Source organism: Bacillus cereus group sp. MYBKT111-2, assembly GCF_051915205.1.
Lineage (GTDB): Bacteria > Bacillota > Bacilli > Bacillales > Bacillaceae_G > Bacillus_A > Bacillus_A paranthracis.
Genome location: NZ_JBQAEG010000007.1, coordinates 78,756 through 104,302, shown reverse-complemented (window position 1 = coordinate 104,302; position 25,547 = coordinate 78,756). Strand labels below are relative to the sequence as shown.

The following is a 25,547-nucleotide window of genomic DNA, read 5'->3' as shown; positions in this document are numbered from 1 at the left end:
TACCGATAGCGGTAGGAACCTTTTTATTTAATCAAATTTTAATTTTTTTAATGCTTCTGCAAATGGGTTATTTAATGGTTCTTCTTCTTTTTTCTGTTGTTTCATATATTTTTGAACGTCGCGTTTATCAGCTTTATTTCCAGATTCTTTTTTACGTCTTTCTTGGAATGTGGATAATTTCTCGCGATAGCCACATTTACATGCGAAGATTTGTCCAGCACCTTCACCACGTAATTCTAATTTTTTCTTACATTGCGGACAACGAGCGTTTGTTGTACGAGAGACATTTTTACGATGACCACATTCACGGTCTTGGCAAACGAGCATTTTTCCTTTTTTGCCGTTTACCTCTAGCATTGGTTTACCGCAATCTGGACAAGACTTCGTTGAAATATTGTCATGTTTATATTTTTTATCACTCGATTTAATTTCAGAAACAATTTCTTTCGTATAGTTCTTCATTTCGGAAATGAATACTTCTTTTTTCAGTTTACCCTTTGCAATTGCCTCTAGCTTTTGTTCCCACTCACCAGTTAGTGTAGGTGATTTTAACTCTTCTGGTACTAAATCAAGTAACTGACGGCCTTTTGAAGTAATGTGAATATCTTTACCACGTTTTTCAATTAAGAACGAATTGAATAGCTTGTCAATAATATCAGCACGCGTTGCTACAGTACCTAATCCACCAGTTGATTTTAACGTATCAGCAAGTTGTTTATTTTGCGTATCCATATATTTTGTAGGATTTTCCATTGCTGAAAGTAAAGTTGCTTCGTTAAAACGTGCAGGTGCTTTCGTTTGACCTGATGTTTGTATAATCAACTTTACAGTTAATGTATCGCCTTTTTCGATGCGAGGTAAAAGTTGTTCTTTTACGTCATCAGTTACATCATCATCTTCAAAGCGATTTTCATATACTTCTTTCCAACCGGCATGTAAAATTGTTTTTCCGCGTGCAATGAACGTTTCATTACCGACTTTTGTGCGTAACGTTAGTTGTTCGTATTCGAATGCTGGGAATAAAACAGCTAAGAAACGTTTTACAACTAAATCATAAATTTTACGTTCTTTATCTGTGAAGGCGGAGAAGTTAACGTATCCTTCTGTTGGAATAATTGCGTGATGATCACTTACTTTACTATCATCAACAAATGATTTATTAGCCTTGATAGGCTTTTGTAATACTTTATGTGCTAAGGAACGGTACTCTCCAACACCACATGCTTTTAGACGTTCTGGAAGTGTTCCAACGATATCAGATGAAATATAGCGTGAATCTGTACGAGGGTACGTTAGCACTTTGTGTTGTTCATACAATTTCTGCATAATGTTTAATGTTTCTTTCGCAGAGTAACCGAACTTTTTATTTGCATCACGTTGTAATTCAGTTAAATCGTAAAGACCAGGAGAGAATGACTTCTTCTGTTTTTTATCAATTTCTAAAACAGTAGCATTATGTTTATCTAAACCTTTTACAATACCATCAATTTTTTCTTTATTAAAACTGCGGCTATTGCCATTTGCATCTTGCCACGTTAGTTTTAATTGATTTGTTGTTTGAGCTTCAATGCCGTAGTAAGTTTGAGCTTTGAAGTTCTTTATTTCATCTTCACGATTAGCGATCATAGCAACAGTAGGTGTTTGCACACGGCCACAGTTAAGCTGGGCATTAAAGCGAGTCGTTAAAGCTCGAGTCGCGTTAAGACCGATATACCAGTCAGCTTCTGAACGTGCGACAGCTGAAGCGTATAAATTGTCATATGCTTTACCTGGTTTTAAATTAGCGAAACCATCTTTAATTGCTTTATCAGTAACAGATGAAATCCATAGACGTTTAATTGGTTTGTTAATTCGAACTTTATCAATAATCCAACGAGCGACTAATTCTCCTTCACGCCCAGCGTCTGTCGCTACAATAATTTCATTTACATCTTTTCTAAGAAGCTGACTTTTTACAGCATTAAATTGTTTCCCTGTTTGTTTAATAACTGTTAATTTCAAACGCTCAGGTAGCATCGGTAAATCTTCTAAATTCCACTTTTTATATTTCACATCGTAGCTTTCTGGATCTGCTAATGTAACGAGATGACCTAAAGCCCAAGTCACAATATATTTACTACCTTCAAGGTAGCCGTTTCCCTTTTTATCGCACTTCAGTACACGTGCAATATCTCGTGCAACGGAAGGCTTTTCAGCGATTACAACGCTTTTTGACATATTTAAAACATCCTTTCAAATTTCCATACGTTAACTATAGCATACATCTTCTTGAGATTCAGTTTCGCTCCAGATTTGAACGTTTTTTAATGGGATAACATCTGTTTGAAAGTGAATGATCGTGACAGAACATAATATGCACCATGATGAGACTGTGAGAAATAGATAGTTATTATGCGTATTGTTTTATTAGTTGCTTCTATATTAAATAGAAAAGTAAAGAACTTGTTATTTTACTAGAATAAGAGTAGACTTTGAAGTAGAAGAATACTAAACACATGGGAGTTTGTGGATACAAACTGAGAGTATGACTAGTCCGTCATTGACCATTTGAACCTGTTGGATAATGCCAGCGTAGGGAGAGTGTAAAAGCACATGTTCAGGCACTTTGCGTACGCGCAAAGTGCCTTTTTGTGTATCTCCCATAACTATAGTTAGGAGATGAGAAGGATGAATAGGAAAGAAATTAGTAAAGTAGTGGATTTGGTGAGAGAATCTAATCCGCTCGTTCATAATATTACAAATGTTGTTGTAACAAATTTTACAGCTAACGGTTTGTTAGCGTTAGGGGCATCGCCTGTAATGGCGTATGCAAAAGAAGAAGTGGCAGAAATGGCTAGCATTGCTGGAGCGTTAGTATTAAATATGGGAACACTTCGTCCGGAAGAAGTAGAAGCGATGTTACTTGCCGGTAAATCAGCAAATGTGAACAATGTACCAGTACTGTTTGATCCAGTTGGTGCAGGAGCAACATCGTATCGAACAGAAGTTGCGAGACATATTCCGGCTGAAATTGAATTAGCGATTATTCGCGGAAATGCAGCTGAAATAGCGAACGTCATTAATGAGAGATGGGAAATTAAAGGGGTAGACGCTGGTGCTGGAAATGGTAATGTCGTAAGTATTGCAAAACAGGCAGCGGATGAATTGAATACAGTTGCGGTGATTACTGGAAAAGAAGATGTTGTTACAGATGGAGAGCGAACTGTTCTCATTCGAAACGGTCATCCTATTTTAACGAAAGTTACGGGAACAGGTTGTTTACTAACTTCTGTAATAGGAGCATTTGTAGCGGTAGAAAAGGATTATGTAAAGGCAGCGGTAGCGGCATTAACGTTTTATGGGGTAGCTGCGGAACTGGCAGCTGCCAAGACGGTGGAAAAAGGACCTGGTAGTTTTCAAATTGAATTTTTGAATCAGTTAGCGAATACGACTTCAGGTGATATAGAGAAGTATGGGAAAATTGAGGTTATATAGTAAGGAGGGAAAATAAATGTCACGTATTTCAAAGTCAGAAATGTCTAAGTTGTTATCCGTATATTTTATTATGGGAAGTAACAATTGTACGAAGGATCCACTGCAAATATTGAGAGATGCACTTGAAGGTGGTATAACAATTTTTCAATTTCGTGAAAAGGGGGAAGGCGCTTTAACGGAAGAGGAACGCATTTGTTTTGCAAAAGAACTACAAGCAATTTGTAAGGAGTACGGTGTACCGTTCATTGTAAATGATGATGTGGAACTAGCTCTCGAGTTAGATGCAGATGGCGTGCATGTTGGGCAAGATGATGAAGGAATTACCTCTGTTCGTGAAAAAATGGGTGATAAGATTGTTGGTGTATCTACACATACAATTGAAGAAGCACGCTGGGCAATTGAAAATGGGGCTGACTATTTAGGTGTAGGACCTATTTTTCCAACGAGTACGAAAAAAGATACGAAAGTAGTGCAAGGAACGAAAGGTTTAGCTCATTTTAGAGAACAAGGAATTACAATACCGATTGTCGGAATTGGGGGCATTTCAATTGAAAATACCGCTTCGGTTATAGAAGCAGGTGCGGATGGTGTTTCCGTTATTTCTGCGATTAGTTTAGCGGAATCTGCTTATGAAAGTACGAAGAAATTAGTAGAGGAAGTAAGTAGGAGTTTGTAGGAAAAGGGAACTTCACAAAAATAGTAAAGAACAGAATGGACAGCTAAAAATATTTAAACAAACGTTTGATTAAAAAAGCACAAACCCTGTAAATTTGTAGGTTTGTGCTTTTTCTTTAAAACATAATTGATATTAAGAGCATTCCAATTCCGATAGAAGTGAATGTTGCGATTAGGCCTGGAATCATAAAGCTATGATTTAAAACATATTTACCAATGCCAGTTGTACCAGTACGATCAAAGTTAATGGCAGCAACGATTGTTCCGTAGTTTGGAATGAAGAAATATCCATTTACTGCAGGGAACATCGCGATCAGTAGTGCTGGTGGAATACCGAGTGATAATCCAAGAGGCATTAAAGCACGTACTGTTGCGGCTTGGCTATATAGTAAAATAGATAGAATGAATAATGCGATGGCAAATAGCCATGGCGCACTTGTTACTAGATGCTGAATTGATCCTTGAATCATATTTAAGTTTCCGTTAAAGAAAGTATCTCCCATCCAAGCGATACCGAAAATAGCAACAACTGCTGTTGCCCCCGCTTTAAAGACGTTACCAGACACGATGCTTTCTACATTTGGTTTACAGAAAATAATAATAAGAGCTGCAATCGTTAACATAACCATTTCAATTGTGTTTGGCATGGAAAGACGGGCTAACTTCCCATCAACTATCCATCCTGGACGAAGTACTTCAAATGAACCGAGAAGTACGACAAGAAAAGTTCCTACTAGGAAAAGGATAACTGATAATTTAGCGCCTTTTACACCAACAAATTCTTTTTTCTTTTCAATCTTAGGAATCATTCCTTCTTTTAATCGTTTTAAGTATTCAGGGTCTTCATTTAATTCTTTCCCCATCTTGCTAGCAACAAATGCAGCTATCATACAAGCGATAAAAGTAGAAGGGATACTTACTTTTAAAATATCTAATAAAGTGATTTTATAGTCAGCTAACATTGCTAAAAGTGCAACTGTTGCAGCTGATATAGGACTAGCTGTAATTGCTTGTTGGGAAGCAATTACGGCAATTGACATTGGTCGTTCTGGTCTAATTCCAGATTCGCGAGAGACTTCTGCGATAACAGGAAGTACAGAATAAGCAACGTGACCAGTTCCCGCACAAAGTGTGAATAAATAAGTAACAATTGGAGCAAAGAATGTAATGCGTTTTGGATTTTTTCGTAATGCTTTCTCAGCCAGATGAACAAGGTATTCCATTCCTCCAGCGGCTTGGAGTGCACCAGCAGCTGTAATTACTGCTAAAATCATAAGCATTACATCAATAGGAGGAGCTGTAGGTTGTAAGTGGAAGACGAAAACAAGTATTGCCATACCAACGCCACCCATTACCCCTAGACCAACTCCGCCTAGGCGTGCGCCAATAAAGATGCAGAGTAGTAACGTAAGAAATTGTAGCCAAAACATGATAAACTACCTCCGAAATTCATTAGTTAAGATATATTCGAATAATTTAATTTAAAAGAAAATTAAAATAAATATTCAAAACAATCCTTGTGTTATATACATTTTTTATTATATAACACAAGAAATGTAACATTCACGTACTTTGTTAAATTATTTTGAAAAAATAATACAGCCAAATTTTACATTTGTATCTCTAAATAGGTGGACATTTTAATTTTTATGTTGTAATCTTTGATAGAGAATAATGTAATTCTCATAGAACTCCCATATCGTTCAACTCGTTCAGCGAGAAAGGCAAACTGATGGAAACATTAGGACGCAAAACTACAGGAGCTAAGGCCGAAAGGCTACGCTAGCCAGTTACCGGACGGATAGGGTTGGTCTTGACCAATGCTTTTTCATTGGTCTTTTTTTATTTGCAAACAAATGAGAAGCCTTATCAGTTGTTGATAAGGTTTCTATTTTAATAGTTTTCCTTTATATTAAGTTAATTAAGAAAGGTGATGTGAATGAAAAAATATTGGCACAAGCTATCATTTCTTCAAAAGAATGTATTGTTAACTGTGTTAGTTATTTTGACGCTTGTTGGTACTATGGGAGCGTTAAGTTTTAACATGTTTCAAAATAGCATGATGTCTATATTTGAAAGGCATTCTTTTGAAACAGGGGATACGGTATTACATAAATTAGACGAAGAAATAGTGAGAGATGTTACAAAAGACCCAGTGGCACAAAGAGAAAAGAGAGAGAAGTTAACAGAGAAATTAGATGAAGCAACGGAAGAATTGAATAGCGTTGGACAAATCTATATTGTTGGAGCAAAAAAAAATGAAAAAGGTGAGTTACTAATCGTCGACTTGTCTACAGACTTAGCAAATGTTGTTGAAGTAAGGCCGGGAGAATATTATAAACAACCAGATCTTTGGATGAAAGCATACGATAAGGTAATGAGCACGAAAAAAGCAAACATGACAGTAGTATATGAAGATCTATTAGGATCATGGGTAACGATATTAGAGCCAATTAAAGATGGAGACGGAAATATTGTGGCAATTGTTGCAGCCGATGTAGATGCTTCTATTGTTCCTATTACAAAGGAAAAATTCATTATACAAGGTTTAATGTTTATTTGTATTTCTGTTTTAATTGCAACTGTTATTCAATTCTTAATCGTACGTAACGCACTTGCTCCATTGCGGGATTTACGTGAAGGATTACGCAGAGTTGGTGAAGGTGATTTAAGTATTAAATTAGAGGAAAGACCAGATGATATTGGTATTATTAATGCGTATTTTAATAATACCATCGAGAAGTTTAAAGGAATTATAGATAAAGTGAAGCAGACAGCAGAACAGGTTTCCTCATCTTCACAAGAATTGTCAGTGAGTACGAAAGAAAATAGCATGGCAGTCCAAGGAATCGTAAGTTCTATAGTTGAGTTAAGGGCTGGCGTTCAATTGCAAGAAACGTCAGTACCAAAGTATTTAGATATTGTATATGAAATGGAAGATAGGATGGAAGAGATAACTAATATTGCAAAACAAATGACGGAAGAGTCTGAAGGTACGAAGCATCATTCAGAAAAAGGAAATGGTATTATTGAACAGACGATGAATCAAATGAACATAATACAAAATGCAGTACAAGATTTATCTTCTATCATTTATTCTTTGGAAGTAAGATCAAAAGAAATTAGTGATATTGTAACTGTAATTACAAGTATTTCAAATCAAGCGAATTCGCTAGCTTTACATGCTACTATTGAAGCTTCACGTGCTGAGGAAACTGGAGAGGGATTTGCCGTTGTTGCTGATGAAGTGCGTAAATTAGCAGAGCAGACGGAAGCATCAGCAACAGATATAGCAAAATTAATAGGGGAAACACAAGCAGGAACGGAAGAAGCTGTTGTTTCAATGCAAAAAACCTCAAAAGAAGTAGAGTCTGGAATGAAACTTGTTGAAAGTAGTGGTGCTTTCTTTGAAAAAATTTCGAAATCAGCACAAATTGTTACCAATCAAGTTGGAGTTGTTTCTAGCAATTCAAATAATATATTGCAAAATAGCCAAAATATTGTTCGTGTTGTAAATGAACTATCACTTATTGCAAATAATTATGCGAATAGTAGTAGTAATGTTGAAGAAATCATGAAAGAACAGGAAATGTCTGTACAGGATATTGCTGAATTAGCCAGTTCTTTAAGCTGGCTCTCACAGGAGTTACAAGAGTTAATTGGGGAATTCAAAAGTTAAATGAAATGATTATACATGCTTTTGTTTGTTCAATAAAATAAATCATGCTACAATGAAAACGAATTAAGGACCGGGGAGCCAATTGGCTGAGAGGATGTGAGCAAACATCGACCCTCAACCTGATCTGGATAATGCCAGCGTAGGGAGTTACTTAAAGTGATGTAGCATATGTTATTCTATAATAACTTGCATACAAGGCTTTCCTACGCAGTAGGAAAGCCTTTTCTTGTTTTAAAATTTAATTTCATAAGGGGGATTTTATTATGTCACAACAAGTTACAATTTCGTTTTCAGTAGTACCACAAGCAAAGAATAAAGATGTGTATTCTGTTGTTGATAAAGCGATTGAGGTTGTACAACAATCGGGAGTTCGTTATGAAGTAGGGGCAATGGAAACGACGCTGGAAGGAGAATTAGATGTACTTCTTGATATCATTAAACGTGCACAACAAGCTTGTGTGGACGCTGGAGCAGAAGAAGTGATTACTTCTATTAAAATCCATTATCGTCCAAGCACTGGTGTAACGATAGATGAAAAAGTTTGGAAGTACCGTGATGAATATGCAAAACCAGAAGCAATCTAAAATAATTACAGCAATTTGGCTTATCCTTCTCATTGCGATATGGGAAGGATCTGTTTCAGTATTTAAAATTGAACCGTGGATTTTACCGAAGCCTTCTGCCATTGTTCAAGAATTAATTGGAATGAAAGATTTACTATTACCGAATACGATGCAGACGCTGCAAGAGGTTATAATTGGACTGTTCTTTGCGATTTTAATTGGGACAAGCATTGCAATTCTTATGGACGTTATCCCTTTATTTCGTATTTTAATAAATCCGTTGCTTGTTATTTCGCAAACAATTCCAATCGTTGTACTTGCACCGTTATTTATTATTTGGTTTGGATATGGAATGCTACCGAAAGTAATGGTAGTCATACTCGTTTGTTTCTTCCCGATTGCGCTTAGCATTTTAGAAGGTTTTCAAACGGTAGATAAAAATATGTTGAAGTTGTTGCAAACGATGAAGGCAACGAAATGGCAAGTTTACCAGAAAGTAAAGTTTCCAGCAGTGCTTCCATACTTTTTCTCCGGTTTAAAAATTGCAGTTACATATAGCGTAATGGGAGCGATTATTGGAGAATGGCTCGGTGCCAGTGAAGGATTAGGAGTTATGCTTACAAGGGCTACGAAATCCTTTTTAACAGCCCGAGTATTTGGTGTTGCAGCAATTATTGTAATGGTGACATTATGTCTGTATTTTATCGTGGAGTTTATGGCAAGAATAACAGCACCATGGATATATAGAAAGGACGGCAGAAAATGAAAAAAGGTTTAAAAGTTATGTTGGCTGCCTTATTAGCAGTAGGTGTAGCTGGATGTAATCCGGCGAAGAAAGAAGAAAGTGCAAGTAAAGATCAAAAAGTAAAAGTCGTATTAGATTGGTTTCCGAATACGAATCATACTGGCTTATATGTAGCACAAGCGAAAGATTATTATAAAAAGCAAGGCTTAGATGTAGAAATTATTCAGCCTGGTGATAATGTGACAGCGGAGCAAATGATAGCTTCAGGAAAAGCTGACTTCGCAATAAGCGCACAAGAAAATGTAACGTTGGCTCGTGTGGAAGGTATTCCTGTTGTATCTGTAGGAGCGATTATTCAGCATAACACTTCAGCTTTTGCATCGCTTAAGAAAGATAACATGACTTCACCGAAAGATTTTGAAGGTAAACGTTATGGAGGTTGGGGAGGACCAGCGGAAGAAGCTACATTAAAGACAATCATGGAGAAAAATCAAGCTGATTATAATAAAGTGGAAAAAATCATCTTAGGACAAACAGATTTCTTTAAATCAATTGGTCGTGATGCAGACTTTGAATGGATTTATTACGGATGGGATGGAATTGAAGCGAAGCGCCAAGGAAAAGAGTTAAATACGATTATGGTGAAAGACTTAGATCCAGCGCTTGATTTCTATAGTCCTGTTATGATTACGAGTGAAAAACATACGAAGCAAGATAAAGACTTTGTGAAAAAGTTTATGAGTGCAACGACAGAGGGTTATAATTTTGCAATTAAAGAGCCGAAAAAAGCTGCTGATATTTTAATTAAAGCTGTTCCAGATGTAAATAAAGATTTAGTACAAGAAAGTCAAAAATGGTTAAGTACGAAGTATCAAGATGATGCAAAAGCGTGGGGAGTACAGAAGGAAGAAGTTTGGACGAATTACATGAATTTCTTATATGATAACAAAGTTATTAAGAAGAAAATTGATGTGAAAGATGCCTTTACAAATGAGTTCCTTCCAAGTGAAAAATGAGTGGATTACAAATAAAAGATATTGTGAAATCTTTCGATGGCAAGAATGTATTAGCAAATATTAGTGCTTCTATACGAGAGGGAGAGTTCGTTTCCTTTGTAGGACCGAGTGGTTGTGGGAAGAGCACACTATTAAATATGATCGCAAATATTGAAAATCCAACAAGTGGAAGTGTAACGTATAACGATAAGCAAATGAAAGAGCAAGATGTTGTAAGTTATATGCCGCAACAGGATTTATTACTACCGTGGCGATCAGCTTTACAAAATATCATTCTTCCGTTAGAAATTGAAGGGAAGCCGAAAAAACAAAGGCTGACAGAAGGAATGGAAGCATTAAAGCAGTTTGAACTAGATGAATATGCAGACCATTATCCAGATGAATTGTCTGGAGGGATGCGTCAAAGAATTAGTTTTCTGCGCACATATTTATGTGAAAAGCCAATTATGTTACTTGATGAGCCTTTTGGTAAATTAGATGCTTTTACAAAAATGGAAGTACATAGCTGGCTTTTAAACTCTTGGCACCAAGAGAAGCAAACAATCATTATGGTTACACACGACTTAGATGAGGCAATCTTACTTTCGGATCGCGTATTTATTTTATCTCAAAGACCAGCATCAATAGTTGGCGAGGTACAAGTGAAATTACCTAGGCCGAGAACGATGGATATGTTAACATCACTTGAGTTAAAGAAGGATAAGGAAGAAATTTTGAGAGTATTAGCTCCTTATATGAAAAAATAGAAAAAGACTTTTAACAGTTTTTGGTATGATTACTGTTAAGAGGCTTTTTTTTATAGGGGAGAAGGAACAAAAGGAAAAGTAGAGAATAGAATATAACAGAGTAGTTTATACTCTTAATATAACAAATGTTAAAGGAGTGAAAGGATAAAATGACTTTATCAACTGTTCTTCAAATGGTTTTAGCTTGATACGGGAGAAGTCTGCCCATTTTTATCGATTAAGCTAAATTGAAGACAGCAGGTAAAGAACCTTAATCCTTTCTTACGATAATATGTAATGGGTAAGGTGTATTCACCTTACCCATTTTTTATATGCACAATTAAATAAGGCTTTATACTGTTGCGCTCTCTATTTAGCTTATGAGCTATAAGTAAAGGAGAGAAAAAAATGAGTATATTAACAGTAGAAAATTTAAGTCATTCGTATGGTGAAAAAACCATTTTATATGATGCGTGTTTTCGACTATTAAAGGGCGAGCATATTGGATTAGTAGGGGAAAATGGAATTGGAAAATCAACATTGTTAAAGATTTTAACAGGAGAACTTATACATGATGATGGGAAAATTGAATGGTTTCCACATGTGAAGATAGGTTTTTTACAGCAGCATGTGGATTTACAAGAGGGGATCACAATTGAAGGATATTTACAAAGTGCATTTTCGGCTTTGTATGCGATTGAACGCGAAATGTTAAAAATTGCAGAAGAAATGGATGGGGCAGAAGAAATAGAAAAACTGTTAGTAAGATATGGAGAATTACAAACTATATTGGAAAGCTCTAATTTCTATCACATTCATACAGAAATTGAAGAAATAGCAGTCGGTTTAGGGTTATTTGAAATAGGGCTTAAAAAGGATGTTTCAAAGTTAAGTGGAGGACAGCGAACAAAGTTATTACTTGGGAAGCTCCTTTTAGAAAAAGCTGATGTTTTATTGCTAGATGAGCCAACAAACTATTTAGATACAGCTCATATAGAATGGTTGCAATCATATTTGAGACTGTATGAAAAAGCTTATGTGATCATTTCGCATGATGAACTATTTTTGAACAGTATTACAAATGTTATTTATCATCTAGAAGGAGGGAAAGTAAAGCGATACGTAGGAAATTATGAAAAGTTTGTACAAAGTTATCAAGTGCAAAAGAAACAATTACAATCGGCGTATGCGAAACAACAAAAAGAAATTTCTCAGTTAGAAACATTTATTCAAAAAAATAAAATTCGAAAAGCGAAACAGGCTAAAAGTCGAGAGAAAGTATTGGAGAAAATGCAAAGGGTTGAAAAGGTTACTCATGTAACTCGATCCCGTTTTGATTTCAATGTTTATGAGGAGCCGGTGAGTCGTATATTGCAAGCTGAGAAACTAAGGATAGGTTATAGTGATCCGTTATGTCCAGAGTTGAATTTACAAGTAAAAAAGGGCGAAAAGATAGCGGTTATTGGTCATAATGGAATTGGAAAAACGACGATGTTAAAAACATTATTAGGTCAAATAAAACCGCTAAGTGGTTCAATTTCTGTTGGCGAGCGAGTAAATCCTGCCTATTTTGCACAGGAAGAGTTTGCTTCAGAAACAACACCATTAGAGAAAATTTGGGCAGAACGACCAGATATGACAAGGAAAGAAGTACGCCAAGCATTAGCAAAATGTGGATTGAAAGAAGAACACGTATTAAAACCTATTCGTTTATTAAGCGGCGGGGAACAAACGAAAGTACGTTTATGCGAACTTATCGTAACGAAAAGCAATGTTTTAATTTTAGATGAACCAACTAATCATTTGGATATAGAAACAAAGAAGGCGTTGCAGGAAGCGTTACAACGATATAAAGGAACCGTTTTACTTGTATCACATGAGCCTTCTTTCTATGAAGCATGGATAACAAAAGTATGGAATATAGAAGAATGGAATACTGAACAATATGAATAAAGAAAAGGCATTAGCTTGTATAAGCTAATGCCTTTTCTTTGTGATTAACATGATTTTCGAGAACTCTTACATGAGAATTGTATGAAGAAGCACTCTTATGGTGCGCTTATAAGCGTGCTTTTTCTTTTGTTATGTTTATATTTATAATAATACTAGATGCCTTTCCCTAATAGGCGACTATCCTTCTTTATGTATATATAGATAGTTTGAAATGGAATGAAAATAATTCCTATATGTAAAGGATAATGTGATTAGTATAGGAAGACAATAGAGCTTAAAGGAAATTCATGTAAAATTCAGGTGAACTTCACACGAACTTCATATTGTAAACTAAATATAGTTATAATAGGTTATTATAATGTTAATTTGTGATTTTTCATAAAATTAAAAGTTTGAATTTAGGAGAGAGGAATCAAACCTAAATTCAAACTTTAGTGAAATAATTATTGGAAGTTACGTTTAGTTTTCGCTAATGGATGGATTTACAAGTTCAGCAGGAGTGCCTGTTCCTGCTCCTCCGATTGTAATCGATCCACCAGGAGGAATTTCACCATTCCATCCTGCATTCGTAATTACGTAATGATTATTTATTTTACTACTAATTTTAGAATCCCAAACTTGTGTTAAATTGCCGTTATAATCAAATTCTAATTTCCAGTTTTTAATAGAGGTCGTTCCACTATTTTTAATTACAATCGAGAAGTTGTAACCACTTCCCCAATTTGAAGTGACTGAAAAGGTAGCGTTGCTATTTCCACCAGGAGGTGTTGTGTTAGCATCATCTGTTTTTACAATAATAGAAGTAGGCTGTGATTTATTCCCAGCAGCATCTTTTGCTAGTATTGAAAATTTGTATTCTGTATTAGATTTTAAGTTTTTAATTGTAATGCTATTTGTTGTTGTACTCCACTTCTCTTCTCCAGCAGTAATTTCATATTCCGTAACTCCTACGTTATCAGTAGATGCCGTCCAGTTTAATTGAACTGAGTTTGAATTTTTATTTGTTACAGCAATATTTTTTACGTTTGTTGGTGGCTCAATATCTTTTTGAGTAATAGGTCCACCTAGTAATTCTTTTACTAACGTATCAAGTAATTTTGGTCCACTACAACTATATTTTGGACTTGTGCGACAGTCACCACTAAGCTCCCAAAACATTGCACCACTTAAACCTTTTGTCTTTATATAGTCTGTTTTATATTTCATAGATTCGTTGTCATCATAGCTAATAAATGTACCTGTAGTTGCATTATATAAATAAGGTACTTTCGCCACATCGTTCCATCCGCGAACAAAACCATTTTTATTAACATAATTAGCTACTAAATCACCATAATCGTACACACCTGTGTCACCGGTAGAATAATCATCCCAAGTTCCTTTAGAAGCGAGTTTTCCATCACTACCTGGCTTACAAGGTTGGTATTGGCCGTTATTTTCTTTTCCGCAATTTTTCCATCCGCGTCCGTAAAAAGGTACACCTAATACGAGTTTATCAGCTGGAACCCCTTCATTTGTATAAATGTCTATCGCACCATCTACGTAAAAATTCGTATCCGCTGCTGGGTCATTTGGATCTTTGTATAGAGCTGCATTATGGTTAGAAGTAGCTTCCCATCCACCGTGGAAATCATATGTCATAATATTAATCCAATCCAGTATTTGAGAGATTTTCTTTAGCTCTGTATGATCAGCGTAACGTTGGCTTGCACCTGATGCAATTGTTAGTAAATATTGTTTACCATCTTCTGCACCAGCTTTCGTTAATGCATTTCGAACTTCTTGAAGGAGTAGGGTGAAGTTTTGCTTATCTTCAGGACGATAACTACCACCAGGAATCGTTTCTACGCCCGGATATTCCCAATCTAAATCAACGCCGTCAAATCCATATTCGCGTAGGAAATCGACTGTAGATTCAGCGAATACTTTTCTTGTTTTTTCATCAGCGGCCATGTCAGAAAAGCGGTTAGACCAAGTCCAGCCACCAACGGAAATAATTGTTTTTAAGTGAGGATACTTAGCTTTTAATCGTTTCAGTTCGCCGAAATTTCCGCAGCGTGCGTATTTATCACAATCTTCCCAAGTTGTACCTGAGCCAGGATAAGATTTTGTGACATCAGCCCATGGTTCACCGAGTACGAGAGTACCATTAGGGACTTCTTTATTTTGCAGTGGTACACCAGATTCTTTACAGTTCCACGTTTGTTTATTTGGATTATCGGGGTGAGTAGAAGGGTTTCCATGTTTTCCATTCCAGCAAATATCAGCGAAAGCATAGTTTAAATGAGTTAGCTTTGATGCATCAATGTCTGCAACTTGATAATTACGTCCGTAAATCCCCCATGAAGGAAAATACCCAACAATTTTTTGACCTTGCTTTGGTGAATCTGCTAATGCGACATTTGGAGTAATAAAGTTTGTGAGAAAAAGAGGTAAGAAGAGTAGTAGGGATAGTAATAGCAGTGTAAATTTTTTTGATTTCATAGTCATTTCTCCTTTCAAAGTAAAAGATATATTTAAAGGCATGCGCCAATAAATCACAATGAATCTAGACGTATGAAACGTCTAGATGAAAATGATCAGACATCACGAAGTCTATACAAGGGAGCTGGGGTGATTAAATCGTAGCAAATGTAAGATTTGATGTAAACGCTTTATTTGATTCGAAAAGATTTTCTCAATATTAAATGGCTCTAATACAGACTGCATATGAAAATAAAATATTGATTAGGGAGGAAAAGGCTCCTTGTAATTAAATTTGAGAAAAAATTGTATGAGTTCAACTTGTAATGGCATAGCAAGTTGAGAAAATATCATGTAAAATAATAGTAAAAATATGTAAAGGAGCGAATGGTGTGGATGCGTTTTTGAATATTGCTGAAGAAAAAATTCGGCAAGCAATACGGAATGGAGATCTTGATCATATTCCGGGAAAAGGAAAACCACTACAATTAGAAGACCTTTCAATGGTACCTCCAGAACTTAGAATGAGTTATAAAATTTTAAAAAATGCGGGAATGATTCCACCAGAAATGGAACTACAAAAAGATATATTAAAAATAGAAGACTTAATTGCTTGCTGTTATGATGAAGAAGAGAGAAAAAAATTACAAGAAGAGTTAACAGCAAAAACGCTTCGTTTTCAGCAGGTAATGGAAAAGAGAAAGATTAAAGATAGTTCAGCTTTTCGTATGTATCAAGATAAAGTATTTCGTAAATTACGCTAAGAGGGATAAGATGAATACATTTGAAACGATTGAAGAATTAGCGACATATATTGAAGAACAACAATTAGTACTTCTGTTTATTAAAACAGAAAATTGTGGTGTTTGTGATGTTATGCTAAGAAAAGTAAATAGCGTATTAGAGAATTATGATTACGTAGAGAAAGTAGAAATATTACTACAAGACATGCAAGAGATTGCGGGACGATATGCAGTATTTACAGGACCAACCGTTTTATTATTTTATAATGGAAAAGAGATCCTTCGTGAATCGCGCTTCATTTCACTTGAAAATCTAGAGAGAACCATTCAATTATTCGAGGAATAAGGGAGGCTTTTATATGGAATTTATTATTGTCATACTATTATTTGTTGTAGTTGGAACAATCTTAACAGCAGTTCGATCAAACAAAAAGAAGGTAAATCTTACAAAACAAAATAACATTCATAATTCATCTAACAACTCATCACCGCTATTTTTCTTTGCTGGATCTGATAATGATAGCTCGCATGATGGAGGTTCACATGATTGTGGAGGGTCTTTTGGTGGAGATAGTGGGGGAAGCTGCGGTGGTGGCGGTGATTGATGAAAATGCGCCTTATATAGGCGTATTTCTTTTTAAACAAACGTTTGATTAGTTGGCTTACATATGCATAAAAACAGTTAAACAAACGTTTGATTAAATACTTTTAACATACTAAGGGGAATGGAAATGAAAAGGGAGCCGAAAGTGAAAAACAAGGGGAAAGTAATGTTATTTTTATTAGCTGCGGGAGGCGTATTTCTTGGTAAATTAGGATTTAAAATTGGAATCATACACATGATTCGAACGTGGTTTGAAAGTACGTTTTCTTAAATAAGGAATATAGCCTCTTGTAATAGAGGTTTTTAATTTGTTATCATTAGACTGAACGGTCGGTTTAAAGAGGTGTGAATATGAGAAGAAGTGCAGAAGAGATAAAGAAAGAAATTGCATATAAAGCAGAAAGTCTGTTTTCACAGAAGGGCTATGCAGCTACATCTATGGAAGAGATTTGTGAAATTACAGAACGAAGTAAAGGAAGTATTTATTATCACTTTAAAAGTAAAGAAGAATTATTTTTATTTGTGGTAAAACAGCATACGTATGATTGGCTTGAAAAATGGAATGAAAAAGAGAAGTCGTATAGTACGAATACTGAAAAATTATATGGTCTCGCGGAATATCATGTAGAGGACATACAGCAACCAATTTCAAATGCAATAGAGGAATTCTCTATGAGCCAAGTTGTAAGTAAAGAGATTTTGGATGAACTATTAGCTTTAACTAGAGAATCATATGTTATGTTTGAGAAACTAATTGAAGCAGGCATACAGTCTGGAGAGTTTCGTGAAGATAATACGCGCGATCTTATGTATATTGTGAATGGATTATTATCAGGGCTTGGAGTACTTTACTACGAGTTAGATTATAAAGAGTTGAAACGTATTTATAAAAAGGCAATAGATGTATTGTTAAAAGGAATGGCAGCTGAATAATAAGTCAGTTGCTTTTCTATAAAATAAATTAGACCGAACGGTCGGTTTATGAAAGGGGAATGAAAATGAACGCTTTATTTAAAAACCGAGCATTTATGCTCGTTATGGCGTCTGATATTTTACAACAATTTGCAATTTGGATCAGAAATATGGCCCTTCTATATTTCATAATGGAGCGAACGAATAATGATCCAGTTTCCGTTTCATTGTTATCGGTTATGGAATATGCACCTATTTTTATTTTCTCATTTATCGGTGGTGCGCTAGCTGATCGCTGGAATCCGAAAAGAACAATGGTCGCTGGAGATGTATTAAGTGTAATGTCTATTATAGGAATTGTCCTGTTGTTAAAACTGGATTATTGGCAGGCTATATTTTTTGCAACACTCATTTCAGCGATTGTAGGCCAGTTCTCTCAGCCATCATCTTCGCGTATATTTAAGCGCTACGTAAAGGAAGAACAGGTAGCGAATGCGATTGCATTTAACCAAACATTACAGTCATTATTTATGATTTTTGGACCAGTGGTAGGATCACTTGTGTATACACAACTTGGTTTATTTACGTCACTATATAGCTTAATCATTTTATTTTTGTTATCTGCTATCGCTCTTTCATTTTTACCGAAATGGGTTGAACAAGAGCAAGTGGCGAGAGATTCATTAAAAAATGATATAAAAGAAGGGTGGAAATACGTTCTTCATACGAAAAATTTACGTATGATTACAATTACTTTCACCATTATAGGCTTAGCTGTTGGATTAACAACGCCATTAGAAGTGTTTCTTGTAATAGAACGCCTTGGAATGGAAAAGGAAGCAGTTCAATATTTAGCTGCAGCTGATGGAATAGGTATGTTAATTGGTGGTATTGTTGCTGCGATTTTCGCTTCAAAAGTGAACCCGAAAAAAATGTTCGTATTCGGTATGGGCATATTAGCGATGTCATTTTTAGTAGAAGGGCTATCTACATCATTTTGGATTACTAGTTTCATGAGATTTGGAACAGGTATTTGTTTAGCCTGTGTTAATATCGTTGTCGGTACGCTTATGATTCAACTTGTATCAGAAAATATGGTTGGAAGAGTAAATGGGACGATTTTACCGCTGTTTATGGGAGCTATGCTAATTGGTACTGCTTTAGCTGGAGGATTAAAGGAAATGACATCACTAGTTATTGTGTTTTGTATAGCAATGGCACTTATTTTATTAGCAATAGGGCCAGTTCTACGCATGCAAATAAAGAAAGAAGATGTCACTAATAAAGAGGAACTAACAAATTCGTTAGCGTCGAAATAACTATTGTAAGGGAGCAGAAGTGCTCACTTTTTCTTTGGCGAACTTTTGACAACTATATGAGCCAATTATATACTGATGATGTAAAAACGATTTTACAGGTTAGGAGAAATGGTGTGAAAAATCAAATCTATGAATTACGCACTGAAAATAATATTTCACAAGGCGCATTAGCTGATAAATGTAAGGTTTCTAGACAAACGATAAATGCAATTGAGAATAATAAATATGATCCAAGCTTAGCGTTAGCTTTTCGTTTAGCGGAAGTATTAGGAACAACTGTTGATAAACTATTTTTGTACAAGCAGTAGGGGGAGTAGTTGTTGGGGAAAGAAAAGATAAGCCTTTTCGTTACTATATTAGTTGCTATAGGTACGTTAGTGTATGCACTTTACTATTGGTTAACTGAACTTCAAGTAAACTGGTATGCACTATTTATTTGTAGCATCGCGTTACATTATCTATTTAAAAGTTTGGCATCACATAGCGTCGAAGGGGATACTGAGGAGAAAGATGATTTAGAAAAACATGTATTAAAAACAAGTGCCAATGTTACATATTATGTACTCGTTGTATTAATTTTTGGCTTGTTTTTCGCATCGGTAGGGTTTAATAGATGGATTGATTTTCATAACATACCGTTATTGTTTGCGTTATGTGCTGCGATAGTTGTAAAGCCGGCTGTTGAGTTTTTAATTGTAAGACGTTATAGATAAAAAAGATCCTCTTCTTGCATGAAGAGGATCTTTTTCTTATAGCGTTTTAGTTTTCGGATTAGGTGGTGTAACAGATGTATTATTTTCAGGGACCTTAGTTAATAAAAATCCACCGATAATAAACAACACAATAATACTAAGAACACCAGCATTTGTTTTTCCTGTTAATTGCGTTGTAACACCGACTAATACTGGACCCATAATCGCGGCAAATTTGCCAAATATATTATAAAATCCAAAAAATTCATTTGCAGATTCTTTAGGTACTAGTTTTGCAAAATAGGAACGACTAAGTGCTTGAATCCCGCCCTGAGAAGTAGCAACTAACATTGCTAAAATCCAGAAATCGAGTGTCGTTTTTAAGAAATAAGCATATATGCAGATAATGATGTAAATAATAATACCGACATATAGCATTTTTTTACCGGTAAATGTCTCCGATAGTTTTCCGTACAATAAAGCGAATGGACAAGCTACAATTTGTGTGACGAATAATATGATTAATAGATTTGTTGCACTAATACCGAGGTCTGTTCCGTAAGCGGTGGACATAGTAATAATTGTATCGACCCCATCAATATAGAAAAAGTAAGCAATTAAGAACATAAAGACCGTTTTATATTCTTTAATATTTTTAAAAGTATCAGCAAGGCGTTTGAAGCTCATTGTAATTGGTCTTGGGTGACGTTCAATATAGTGCGTTTGTTCTACGTTTTTTAGCATTGGAATTGTAAATAATCCCCACCAAAGAGCTGTTATTGCGAATGAAATTTGACTAGCAATGCCAACTGATAAAGGGATAGTTCCTTTTTGAGCAAGAATGATAAGAGCGATACAACCGATAAATGGAATAGTACTCCCAATATAGCCTGAGGCGAAACCTCTCGTAGAAATTCGATCCATTCTATCTTCAGAAGTGACATCTACTAAAAATGCATCATAAAAAATATTTGCTCCAGCAAAACCGACTAATGCGAGCATATAGCATCCTAGTAATAAGTACCACTGAGATGTTGGGACGACTGCTAGCATACTTGTAAATACGATACCGAGTCCAAAGAAGAATGTGAAAAATCGTTTTTTAAATCCTTTATAATCAGCAACTGTGCCGAGAATAGGAGCAAGTATAGAAATTAAAAGTGTTGCGAACGAGTTTGCATATCCCCAATATGCTGTTGAAGTTGCCCCAGATAGTCCAGCTTCTTTTGCAGCTGCTTTAAAGTAAATTGGAAATAATGCAGTTGTAATGACGAGCGAATATACGGAGTTCGCCCAATCGTATAATATCCAGCTTTTTTCTTGTCTGGACATTTTTTTCATATAATGTTCCCCCTTAAATTTGTTCTACTAACAGTGTACAAAAATAAAAATTATAAAAAGAGAAACAGTGATGATTTTTACATAACTTTTACATATATACACAGTTCTTTACAATTGGAGTAAATCCTCTACAATTGATCCGTCTGTTTCACCTAAGTGTAAACCGAGTAGTCTAGCGATAGTTGGGCCTTCATCAATAAGTCTCATATACGGTATGGTAATGCCGCTTTTTATTCCTTTCCCAGCAGCTATAAAAATTGTTTCATAGTTAGGTTTTGTTGGAGAGTATCCATGCGTACCAAATGTATATTTTTTACTAGGCGTAACATCTTTTTCAGTAATTTCTTTTATAAAATCTCCTGTATAGTTTTCAGTGAAATAATATCCTTCTCGTGCTTCCAACATAAATAAACAATTACCATCTGCACCGCATTCCTTCGCATCCTCATCATGAAGTATAAATTCAATACCGTTTTGTTTATTTTGAAGCAGTTCTTCAAGGAGTAGTTGTATTTCTCGAATTGTATCAGTATCGTTTTTGTCTTTCACATATACATAGGCGGACCCATCGCAACTTTGGCAATAAGCATTCCAATCTACTAATTTTCCTTTTGAATTTATAGAGATAAGCCCTTTTTGATGAAATAGTACATTTAATTGAATGGCTTTGTTTTCACTTAAAGCGCTATGATCACCAAGAGCGATAATAGTGCTCTCTTCGTATAGTCCACTGTCTTTTAAAGCTTGAATAATTTTCCCTAGTCGCTCATCATGTCTATGAATTGCGGCTATTGTTTCTTTGGATTCAAAGCCGTGATAGTGTCTTTGGGTGTCTAAATCGGTGAAATGTACAAACATGACATTAGGCTTTTTCGTCTGGATTGTATGCACAGTAGAAGCAAGGACGAAATCATCGAGTTCAGGTTGTGACAATCCATTTCGTATATGGCCGAAACGACGATTTAAATCTAATTGATATAGCGGGCTACCGCTAAATAATGAAACTAAAACTTGATTTTGCCACGGTCTATTTGGAAAGATTTCTGGTAAATTGTAATCAATATTTGCTCTGCCGGTAACAGGCCATAGAAGGGCAGCAGTCTTTAAATTTGCTTTATGTGCTTCATCATATAACGTTGTTCCTTGTATTGATTTTCGGTACCAATGCCAATCGGGTGATTCACGTCCAGGTTGAAGTAACGTATTGCTAACAACACCATGTTTATTAGGGTAATTACCAGTTACGATTGTTGAGTGACTTGGGTATGTTACAGAAGGATAAATTGGTTCTACTTTTTCGACAACCGTACCCTTTTTGATTAGAGATTGGAAGTGAGGTAATTTTTGTAGTATAGGAAAATCTAAAGCTGATAAACAGTCGAATGATAAAATGATGACACGATTCGTTAATGCTTTATCCATAAAGTAATCCTCCTAATTATATAAAACCTATTACTATATACTACTATTAATACCTAGTAATAAAAATATGTTTTTAAATAAAATTTATTATTTATTTTCAGAAAAGTTGAACATATAATAAGTATAAGGGAATCTATGGAAGGAGGGAATGGTATGGACTGGTTAGATGGATTTGGTATATTTTACATCATTGGCGGAATCACAATTATCCTTGTATTTGCTATTTCGTATTTACTAAAGAAACGGTTTCCAGACAAGCAGTTCGATATTATATTTGCACTTAGTCTAATACTTCTTTGTTTAGCATCCTTTCCTGTTACAATGATGGTTATTGGTGGATGGGAAGGAATGGGGTATGGGTTTATTGGTTTCTTCGTCCTACTTGGTACACTTATTGGTATGATTGCACATCAACTTTTAAAAATATCACGAAAAAGCTACGTATAAAACTGTAAAAAATGAAAAGAATATATAAAAATAAGAAAATTCACTCTTGTTTTGAAGTGAAATTTATATTATGATATTCAACAAATTTATTTTGTTATAACGATGAAAAAGGACTAGTATATGTTCAACCTTTTTAGCAGAGAGAGAATCCGTCAGGCTGAAAGATTCTTAAAAAGACAACATGGAACCTACCTTTGCGTTCTGCATATGCAGCGGGAATTTCCCGTTATCAAAAAGAGAGCATGCACAATTTTGTGCATGAATCAGGGTGGTAACGCCGGCAAAGCTCGGTCCCTATTTAGGGACGCGGGCTTTTTTGTATTTTCTAGAAGGAGGAAGACTGACTATGGCAAAAGAACAAGTACAAGCGATTACGAAGATGGAAGAGGACTTTGCACAGTGGTACACAGATATTGTAAAAAAAGCAGAACTTGTTGATTATTCAAGTGTAAAAGGGTGTATGATTCTACGTCCGTACGGCTATGCCTTATGGGAAAATATGCAGAAAGTTATGGATGAGAAGTTAAAAGCAACCGGTCATGAAAACGTGTATATGCCAATGTTTATCCCAGAGAGCTTATTACAAAAAGAGAAGGATCATGTAGAAGGATTTGCTCCTGAAGTAGCATGGGTGACACATGGGGGGGATGAAAAATTAGCAGAAAGACTTTGTATACGCCCTACATCTGAAACTTTATTCTGTGAGCACTTTTCAAAAATTGTGCAATCCTATAATGATTTGCCAAAGTTATATAATCAGTGGTGTTCAGTAGTTCGTTGGGAAAAGACAACGAGGCCATTTCTTCGCACAACGGAATTCTTATGGCAAGAGGGACATACAATTCATGAAACAGCAGAAGAATCTCAAGCTGAAACATTAAATATTTTAAATCTATATGCTTCTTTCTGTGAAGACTATTTAGCGATACCGGTAATTAAAGGACAAAAAACAGAAAAAGAAAAATTTGCGGGAGCAAAGGCAACTTATACGATTGAAAGCTTAATGCATGATGGGAAAGCACTTCAAACAGGAACATCCCATAACTTTGGAACGAATTTCTCTGAAGCATTTGATATTAAATTTTTAGATCGTACCGGTAAGTGGCAATATGTACACCAAACATCTTGGGGCGTATCAACGAGAATGATAGGTGGACTGATTATGGTTCATAGTGATAATAATGGGCTTGTAATGCCTCCTAAAGTTGCACCAGTGCAAGTTGTTATTGTACCGATTGCGCAGCATAAAGAAGGAGTTTTGGCGAAAGCGATAGAGTTACAAGGACATATTCAAAAGGTTGCACGAGTAAAAATAGATGCTAGTAATAAAACACCAGGTTGGAAATTTAATGAGTATGAAATGAAAGGTATTCCAATTCGATTAGAAGTTGGTCCTAAAGATATTGAAAAGAATCAAGTTGTACTCGTAAGAAGAGATACGAAAGAAAAAGAGTTTATATCAATGGATCAATTAGAAGAACGTATTCCAGCACTACTTGAGGAAATTCATAACTCTTTATTTAATAAAGCAAAAGTATTTCGTGATGAAAATACGTATAGTGTGACGAAGTTTGAAGAGATGAAAAAAGTAGCTGATGAAAAGCAAGGATTTATTAAGGCGATGTGGTGCGGGGAACTAGCTTGTGAAGAGAAATTAAAAGAAGAAGTCGGAGTATCTTCTCGCTGTATGCCTTTTGAGCAAGAGCATTTAGCTGATGAATGTATTTGTTGTGGTAAAGAAGCGAAACAAATGGTGTATTGGGGAAAAGCGTATTAATGCTCTTTTGGATAGAAAGGATGAAAAGGACTTTAGGCTGCATAATAAAATGCAATCCAAAGTCCTTTTTAGTTTTACAATTTGTTTCATGTATTTTTAAGATGGAAGGATATGTTTTTATTTTGCGTTTTTACGGCGAATGAATAGTAACATACCAATTAGGAATGTTGAAAGTCCCATTAAAATAGATGCAGGATAATGTGTTGCAGTATTCGGTAACTTATCGCCTTGTTTTTTCGCGTTATCTTTTACGTTACCACCTTGGGAACTATTGCCACCTTGAGAGCCATTTCCTCCTTGAGAACTGCTATCGCCTTTAACACGATTACCTCCATGAGAGTCATTTCCCCCTTGAGAACTGCTATCGCCTTTACCACGATTGCCGCCAGAGCCATTGCCACCCGAGCCATTGCCGCCAGAGCCGTTGCCGCCAGAGCCGTTGCCGCCAGAGCCGTTGCCGCCAGAGCCATTGCCACCCGAGCCATTGCCGCCAGAGCCGTTGTCGCCGGAGCCATTGCCGCCAGAGCCGTTGTCGCTAGAGCCGTTGCCGCCAGAGCCGTTGTCGCCAGAGCCATTGCCATCAGAACCATTGCCACCAGAACCACTGCCATCAGAACCGCTACCGCCGGAACCATTGCCACCAGAACCACTATCGTCCTGAGAACCACCGTTTCCTGGTGGTTTATTATTATCTTTTGAGTTACCTTCTGCGAAATGATCGTTATTTTGTACAATCGCATTTGTTACTGGAGAGAAGTTTTCTGTTGCTGCATTACCAATATTTAAACCACTAAAAAAAGATAAAGAAAGAGTTGATGCTAAAATAAAAATTTTCGTCATTGATTTCCTCCTGAAAAATTAATATTCCATCTAAAATACATCCCTTTGTAATATTTCATAGGAAAAAGAGTTTTATACAAAAAAAACTATATATAGAAAAAGGTGGTGTATTTCTAAAGAGAGAAAAGAGTTAGTGTAAATTCTTTATAATAGTAAA

Annotated in this window: 24 protein-coding genes, 3 riboswitches and 1 other annotated feature; of the genes, 18 read left to right on the top strand and 6 right to left on the bottom strand. The window is 35.7% G+C overall.

Going from position 1 to position 25,547, the window contains the following annotated elements:
* Positions 1 to 27: 27 nt before the first annotated feature.
* Positions 28 to 2,217: a DNA topoisomerase III gene (gene topB / locus ACTFNE_RS19855; protein ID WP_046199027.1), complete on the bottom strand. Its 2,190-nt coding sequence runs from the start codon at positions 2,215 to 2,217 to the stop codon at positions 28 to 30.
* A gap of 268 nt (positions 2,218 to 2,485) precedes the next feature.
* Positions 2,486 to 2,595: riboswitch (TPP riboswitch) on the top strand.
* 72 nt (positions 2,596 to 2,667) lie between these two features.
* Between topB and thiM the strand changes: the two genes are divergently transcribed.
* Both thiM and thiE read left to right on the top strand, forming a co-directional pair.
* On the top strand, positions 2,668 to 3,474 hold the full coding sequence (gene thiM, locus ACTFNE_RS19850; protein WP_001080177.1) for a hydroxyethylthiazole kinase: 807 nt from the start codon (positions 2,668 to 2,670) through the stop codon (positions 3,472 to 3,474).
* A gap of 16 nt (positions 3,475 to 3,490) precedes the next feature.
* On the top strand, positions 3,491 to 4,150 hold the full coding sequence (gene thiE, locus ACTFNE_RS19845; RefSeq protein ID WP_270705159.1) for a thiamine phosphate synthase: 660 nt from the start codon (positions 3,491 to 3,493) through the stop codon (positions 4,148 to 4,150).
* Between the two features lie 115 nt (positions 4,151 to 4,265).
* Here the strand turns inward: thiE and ACTFNE_RS19840 are convergent, their stop codons facing one another.
* A complete protein-coding gene (locus ACTFNE_RS19840) occupies positions 4,266 to 5,579 on the bottom strand; it encodes an anaerobic C4-dicarboxylate transporter family protein (RefSeq protein WP_046199029.1) in 1,314 nt (437 codons plus the stop codon).
* Between the two features lie 283 nt (positions 5,580 to 5,862).
* A riboswitch (cyclic di-GMP riboswitch) is annotated at positions 5,863 to 5,947 on the top strand.
* Between the two features lie 141 nt (positions 5,948 to 6,088).
* Between ACTFNE_RS19840 and ACTFNE_RS19835 the strand changes: the two genes are divergently transcribed.
* The 6 genes from ACTFNE_RS19835 (at position 6,089) to ACTFNE_RS19810 (ending at position 12,830) form a co-directional block, all read left to right on the top strand.
* Positions 6,089 to 7,828, top strand: a complete 1,740-nt coding sequence (locus ACTFNE_RS19835; protein ID WP_046199030.1) for a methyl-accepting chemotaxis protein — start codon at positions 6,089 to 6,091, stop codon at positions 7,826 to 7,828.
* 61 nt (positions 7,829 to 7,889) lie between these two features.
* Positions 7,890 to 7,991, top strand: a riboswitch (TPP riboswitch).
* 100 nt (positions 7,992 to 8,091) lie between these two features.
* Positions 8,092 to 8,412 carry an MTH1187 family thiamine-binding protein gene (locus ACTFNE_RS19830; RefSeq protein ID WP_000082897.1) on the top strand — a complete coding sequence of 107 codons (321 nt, stop codon included), beginning with the start codon at positions 8,092 to 8,094 and terminating at the stop codon, positions 8,410 to 8,412.
* On the top strand, positions 8,384 to 9,157 hold the full coding sequence (locus ACTFNE_RS19825; RefSeq protein WP_001057153.1) for an ABC transporter permease: 774 nt from the start codon (positions 8,384 to 8,386) through the stop codon (positions 9,155 to 9,157). The genes ACTFNE_RS19830 and ACTFNE_RS19825 overlap by 29 nt, the downstream gene beginning before the upstream one ends.
* Positions 9,154 to 10,152: an ABC transporter substrate-binding protein gene (locus ACTFNE_RS19820; protein WP_046199031.1), complete on the top strand. Its 999-nt coding sequence runs from the start codon at positions 9,154 to 9,156 to the stop codon at positions 10,150 to 10,152. The genes ACTFNE_RS19825 and ACTFNE_RS19820 overlap by 4 nt, the downstream gene beginning before the upstream one ends.
* Complete coding sequence (locus ACTFNE_RS19815) at positions 10,149 to 10,898, top strand: ABC transporter ATP-binding protein (RefSeq protein ID WP_046199032.1); 750 nt, start codon at positions 10,149 to 10,151, stop codon at positions 10,896 to 10,898. Before ACTFNE_RS19820 ends, ACTFNE_RS19815 begins: the two co-directional genes overlap by 4 nt.
* A gap of 387 nt (positions 10,899 to 11,285) precedes the next feature.
* Positions 11,286 to 12,830, top strand: a complete 1,545-nt coding sequence (locus ACTFNE_RS19810; RefSeq protein WP_046199034.1) for an ABC-F family ATP-binding cassette domain-containing protein — start codon at positions 11,286 to 11,288, stop codon at positions 12,828 to 12,830.
* Positions 12,831 to 13,289: 459 nt separating this feature from the next.
* On the opposite strand, the gene ACTFNE_RS19805 is transcribed toward ACTFNE_RS19810, so the two are convergent.
* A complete protein-coding gene (locus ACTFNE_RS19805) occupies positions 13,290 to 15,314 on the bottom strand; it encodes a glycosyl hydrolase family 18 protein (protein WP_046199035.1) in 2,025 nt (674 codons plus the stop codon).
* A gap of 371 nt (positions 15,315 to 15,685) precedes the next feature.
* On the opposite strand from ACTFNE_RS19805, the gene ACTFNE_RS19800 reads away from it, so the two are divergent.
* The 8 genes from ACTFNE_RS19800 (at position 15,686) to ACTFNE_RS19765 (ending at position 19,584) form a co-directional block, all read left to right on the top strand.
* Complete coding sequence (locus ACTFNE_RS19800; protein ID WP_046199036.1) at positions 15,686 to 16,057, top strand: J-domain-containing protein; 372 nt, start codon at positions 15,686 to 15,688, stop codon at positions 16,055 to 16,057.
* Positions 16,058 to 16,067: 10 nt separating this feature from the next.
* Positions 16,068 to 16,382: a thioredoxin family protein gene (locus ACTFNE_RS19795; RefSeq protein ID WP_001091215.1), complete on the top strand. Its 315-nt coding sequence runs from the start codon at positions 16,068 to 16,070 to the stop codon at positions 16,380 to 16,382.
* A 13-nt stretch (positions 16,383 to 16,395) separates the two neighbouring features.
* Positions 16,396 to 16,641 carry a hypothetical protein gene (locus tag ACTFNE_RS19790; RefSeq protein ID WP_000394365.1) on the top strand — a complete coding sequence of 82 codons (246 nt, stop codon included), beginning with the start codon at positions 16,396 to 16,398 and terminating at the stop codon, positions 16,639 to 16,641.
* Positions 16,642 to 16,767: 126 nt separating this feature from the next.
* Complete coding sequence (locus ACTFNE_RS19785; RefSeq protein ID WP_046199037.1) at positions 16,768 to 16,911, top strand: hypothetical protein; 144 nt, start codon at positions 16,768 to 16,770, stop codon at positions 16,909 to 16,911.
* 80 nt (positions 16,912 to 16,991) lie between these two features.
* Complete coding sequence (locus ACTFNE_RS19780; RefSeq protein WP_001254445.1) at positions 16,992 to 17,573, top strand: TetR/AcrR family transcriptional regulator; 582 nt, start codon at positions 16,992 to 16,994, stop codon at positions 17,571 to 17,573.
* Positions 17,574 to 17,638: 65 nt separating this feature from the next.
* Entirely contained in the window at positions 17,639 to 18,871 is a 1,233-nt protein-coding gene (locus ACTFNE_RS19775) for an MFS transporter (protein ID WP_046199038.1), read from the top strand.
* Between the two features lie 56 nt (positions 18,872 to 18,927).
* Positions 18,928 to 19,179, top strand: coding sequence for a helix-turn-helix transcriptional regulator (locus ACTFNE_RS19770; RefSeq protein WP_001996603.1), 252 nt, complete (start codon positions 18,928 to 18,930; stop codon positions 19,177 to 19,179).
* 12 nt (positions 19,180 to 19,191) lie between these two features.
* Entirely contained in the window at positions 19,192 to 19,584 is a 393-nt protein-coding gene (locus tag ACTFNE_RS19765) for a hypothetical protein (RefSeq protein WP_000514010.1), read from the top strand.
* A gap of 36 nt (positions 19,585 to 19,620) precedes the next feature.
* On the opposite strand, the gene ACTFNE_RS19760 is transcribed toward ACTFNE_RS19765, so the two are convergent.
* Together ACTFNE_RS19760 and ACTFNE_RS19755 are read right to left on the bottom strand one after the other, a co-directional pair.
* Positions 19,621 to 20,904: an MFS transporter gene (locus ACTFNE_RS19760; RefSeq protein WP_270705160.1), complete on the bottom strand. Its 1,284-nt coding sequence runs from the start codon at positions 20,902 to 20,904 to the stop codon at positions 19,621 to 19,623.
* Between the two features lie 108 nt (positions 20,905 to 21,012).
* Entirely contained in the window at positions 21,013 to 22,326 is a 1,314-nt protein-coding gene (locus ACTFNE_RS19755; protein WP_270705161.1) for an alkaline phosphatase family protein, read from the bottom strand.
* A 153-nt stretch (positions 22,327 to 22,479) separates the two neighbouring features.
* Between ACTFNE_RS19755 and ACTFNE_RS19750 the strand changes: the two genes are divergently transcribed.
* Positions 22,480 to 22,773, top strand: a complete 294-nt coding sequence (locus ACTFNE_RS19750) for a YesK-like family protein (RefSeq protein WP_000383851.1) — start codon at positions 22,480 to 22,482, stop codon at positions 22,771 to 22,773.
* A 93-nt stretch (positions 22,774 to 22,866) separates the two neighbouring features.
* Positions 22,867 to 23,072: a binding site (T-box leader), on the top strand.
* Between the two features lie 47 nt (positions 23,073 to 23,119).
* Positions 23,120 to 24,550: a proline--tRNA ligase gene (proS, locus tag ACTFNE_RS19745; protein WP_001040954.1), complete on the top strand. Its 1,431-nt coding sequence runs from the start codon at positions 23,120 to 23,122 to the stop codon at positions 24,548 to 24,550.
* A gap of 117 nt (positions 24,551 to 24,667) precedes the next feature.
* Here proS and ACTFNE_RS19740 read toward each other — a convergent pair whose 3' ends face one another.
* On the bottom strand, positions 24,668 to 25,390 hold the full coding sequence (locus ACTFNE_RS19740) for an LPXTG cell wall anchor domain-containing protein (RefSeq protein ID WP_270705162.1): 723 nt from the start codon (positions 25,388 to 25,390) through the stop codon (positions 24,668 to 24,670).
* Positions 25,391 to 25,547: the final 157 nt, after the last annotated feature.

Excerpts from the sequence above, each read along its gene's own strand:
- topB (WP_046199027.1), bottom strand. The coding sequence starts at position 2,217 with ATGTCAAAAAGCGTTGTAATCGCTGAAAAGCCTTCCGTTGCACGAGAT.
- thiM (WP_001080177.1), top strand. The coding sequence starts at position 2,668 with ATGAATAGGAAAGAAATTAGTAAAGTAGTGGATTTGGTGAGAGAATCT.
- thiE (WP_270705159.1), top strand. The coding sequence starts at position 3,491 with ATGTCACGTATTTCAAAGTCAGAAATGTCTAAGTTGTTATCCGTATAT.
- ACTFNE_RS19840 (WP_046199029.1), bottom strand. The coding sequence starts at position 5,579 with ATGTTTTGGCTACAATTTCTTACGTTACTACTCTGCATCTTTATTGGC.
- ACTFNE_RS19835 (WP_046199030.1), top strand. The coding sequence starts at position 6,089 with ATGAAAAAATATTGGCACAAGCTATCATTTCTTCAAAAGAATGTATTG.
- ACTFNE_RS19830 (WP_000082897.1), top strand. The coding sequence starts at position 8,092 with ATGTCACAACAAGTTACAATTTCGTTTTCAGTAGTACCACAAGCAAAG.
- ACTFNE_RS19825 (WP_001057153.1), top strand. The coding sequence starts at position 8,384 with ATGAATATGCAAAACCAGAAGCAATCTAAAATAATTACAGCAATTTGG.
- ACTFNE_RS19820 (WP_046199031.1), top strand. The coding sequence starts at position 9,154 with ATGAAAAAAGGTTTAAAAGTTATGTTGGCTGCCTTATTAGCAGTAGGT.
- ACTFNE_RS19815 (WP_046199032.1), top strand. The coding sequence starts at position 10,149 with ATGAGTGGATTACAAATAAAAGATATTGTGAAATCTTTCGATGGCAAG.
- ACTFNE_RS19810 (WP_046199034.1), top strand. The coding sequence starts at position 11,286 with ATGAGTATATTAACAGTAGAAAATTTAAGTCATTCGTATGGTGAAAAA.
- ACTFNE_RS19805 (WP_046199035.1), bottom strand. The coding sequence starts at position 15,314 with ATGAAATCAAAAAAATTTACACTGCTATTACTATCCCTACTACTCTTC.
- ACTFNE_RS19795 (WP_001091215.1), top strand. The coding sequence starts at position 16,068 with ATGAATACATTTGAAACGATTGAAGAATTAGCGACATATATTGAAGAA.
- ACTFNE_RS19790 (WP_000394365.1), top strand. The coding sequence starts at position 16,396 with ATGGAATTTATTATTGTCATACTATTATTTGTTGTAGTTGGAACAATC.
- ACTFNE_RS19785 (WP_046199037.1), top strand. The coding sequence starts at position 16,768 with ATGAAAAGGGAGCCGAAAGTGAAAAACAAGGGGAAAGTAATGTTATTT.
- ACTFNE_RS19780 (WP_001254445.1), top strand. The coding sequence starts at position 16,992 with ATGAGAAGAAGTGCAGAAGAGATAAAGAAAGAAATTGCATATAAAGCA.
- ACTFNE_RS19775 (WP_046199038.1), top strand. The coding sequence starts at position 17,639 with ATGAACGCTTTATTTAAAAACCGAGCATTTATGCTCGTTATGGCGTCT.
- ACTFNE_RS19770 (WP_001996603.1), top strand. The coding sequence starts at position 18,928 with ATGAGCCAATTATATACTGATGATGTAAAAACGATTTTACAGGTTAGG.
- ACTFNE_RS19760 (WP_270705160.1), bottom strand. The coding sequence starts at position 20,904 with ATGAAAAAAATGTCCAGACAAGAAAAAAGCTGGATATTATACGATTGG.
- ACTFNE_RS19755 (WP_270705161.1), bottom strand. The coding sequence starts at position 22,326 with ATGGATAAAGCATTAACGAATCGTGTCATCATTTTATCATTCGACTGT.
- ACTFNE_RS19750 (WP_000383851.1), top strand. The coding sequence starts at position 22,480 with ATGGACTGGTTAGATGGATTTGGTATATTTTACATCATTGGCGGAATC.
- proS (WP_001040954.1), top strand. The coding sequence starts at position 23,120 with ATGGCAAAAGAACAAGTACAAGCGATTACGAAGATGGAAGAGGACTTT.
- ACTFNE_RS19740 (WP_270705162.1), bottom strand. The coding sequence starts at position 25,390 with ATGACGAAAATTTTTATTTTAGCATCAACTCTTTCTTTATCTTTTTTT.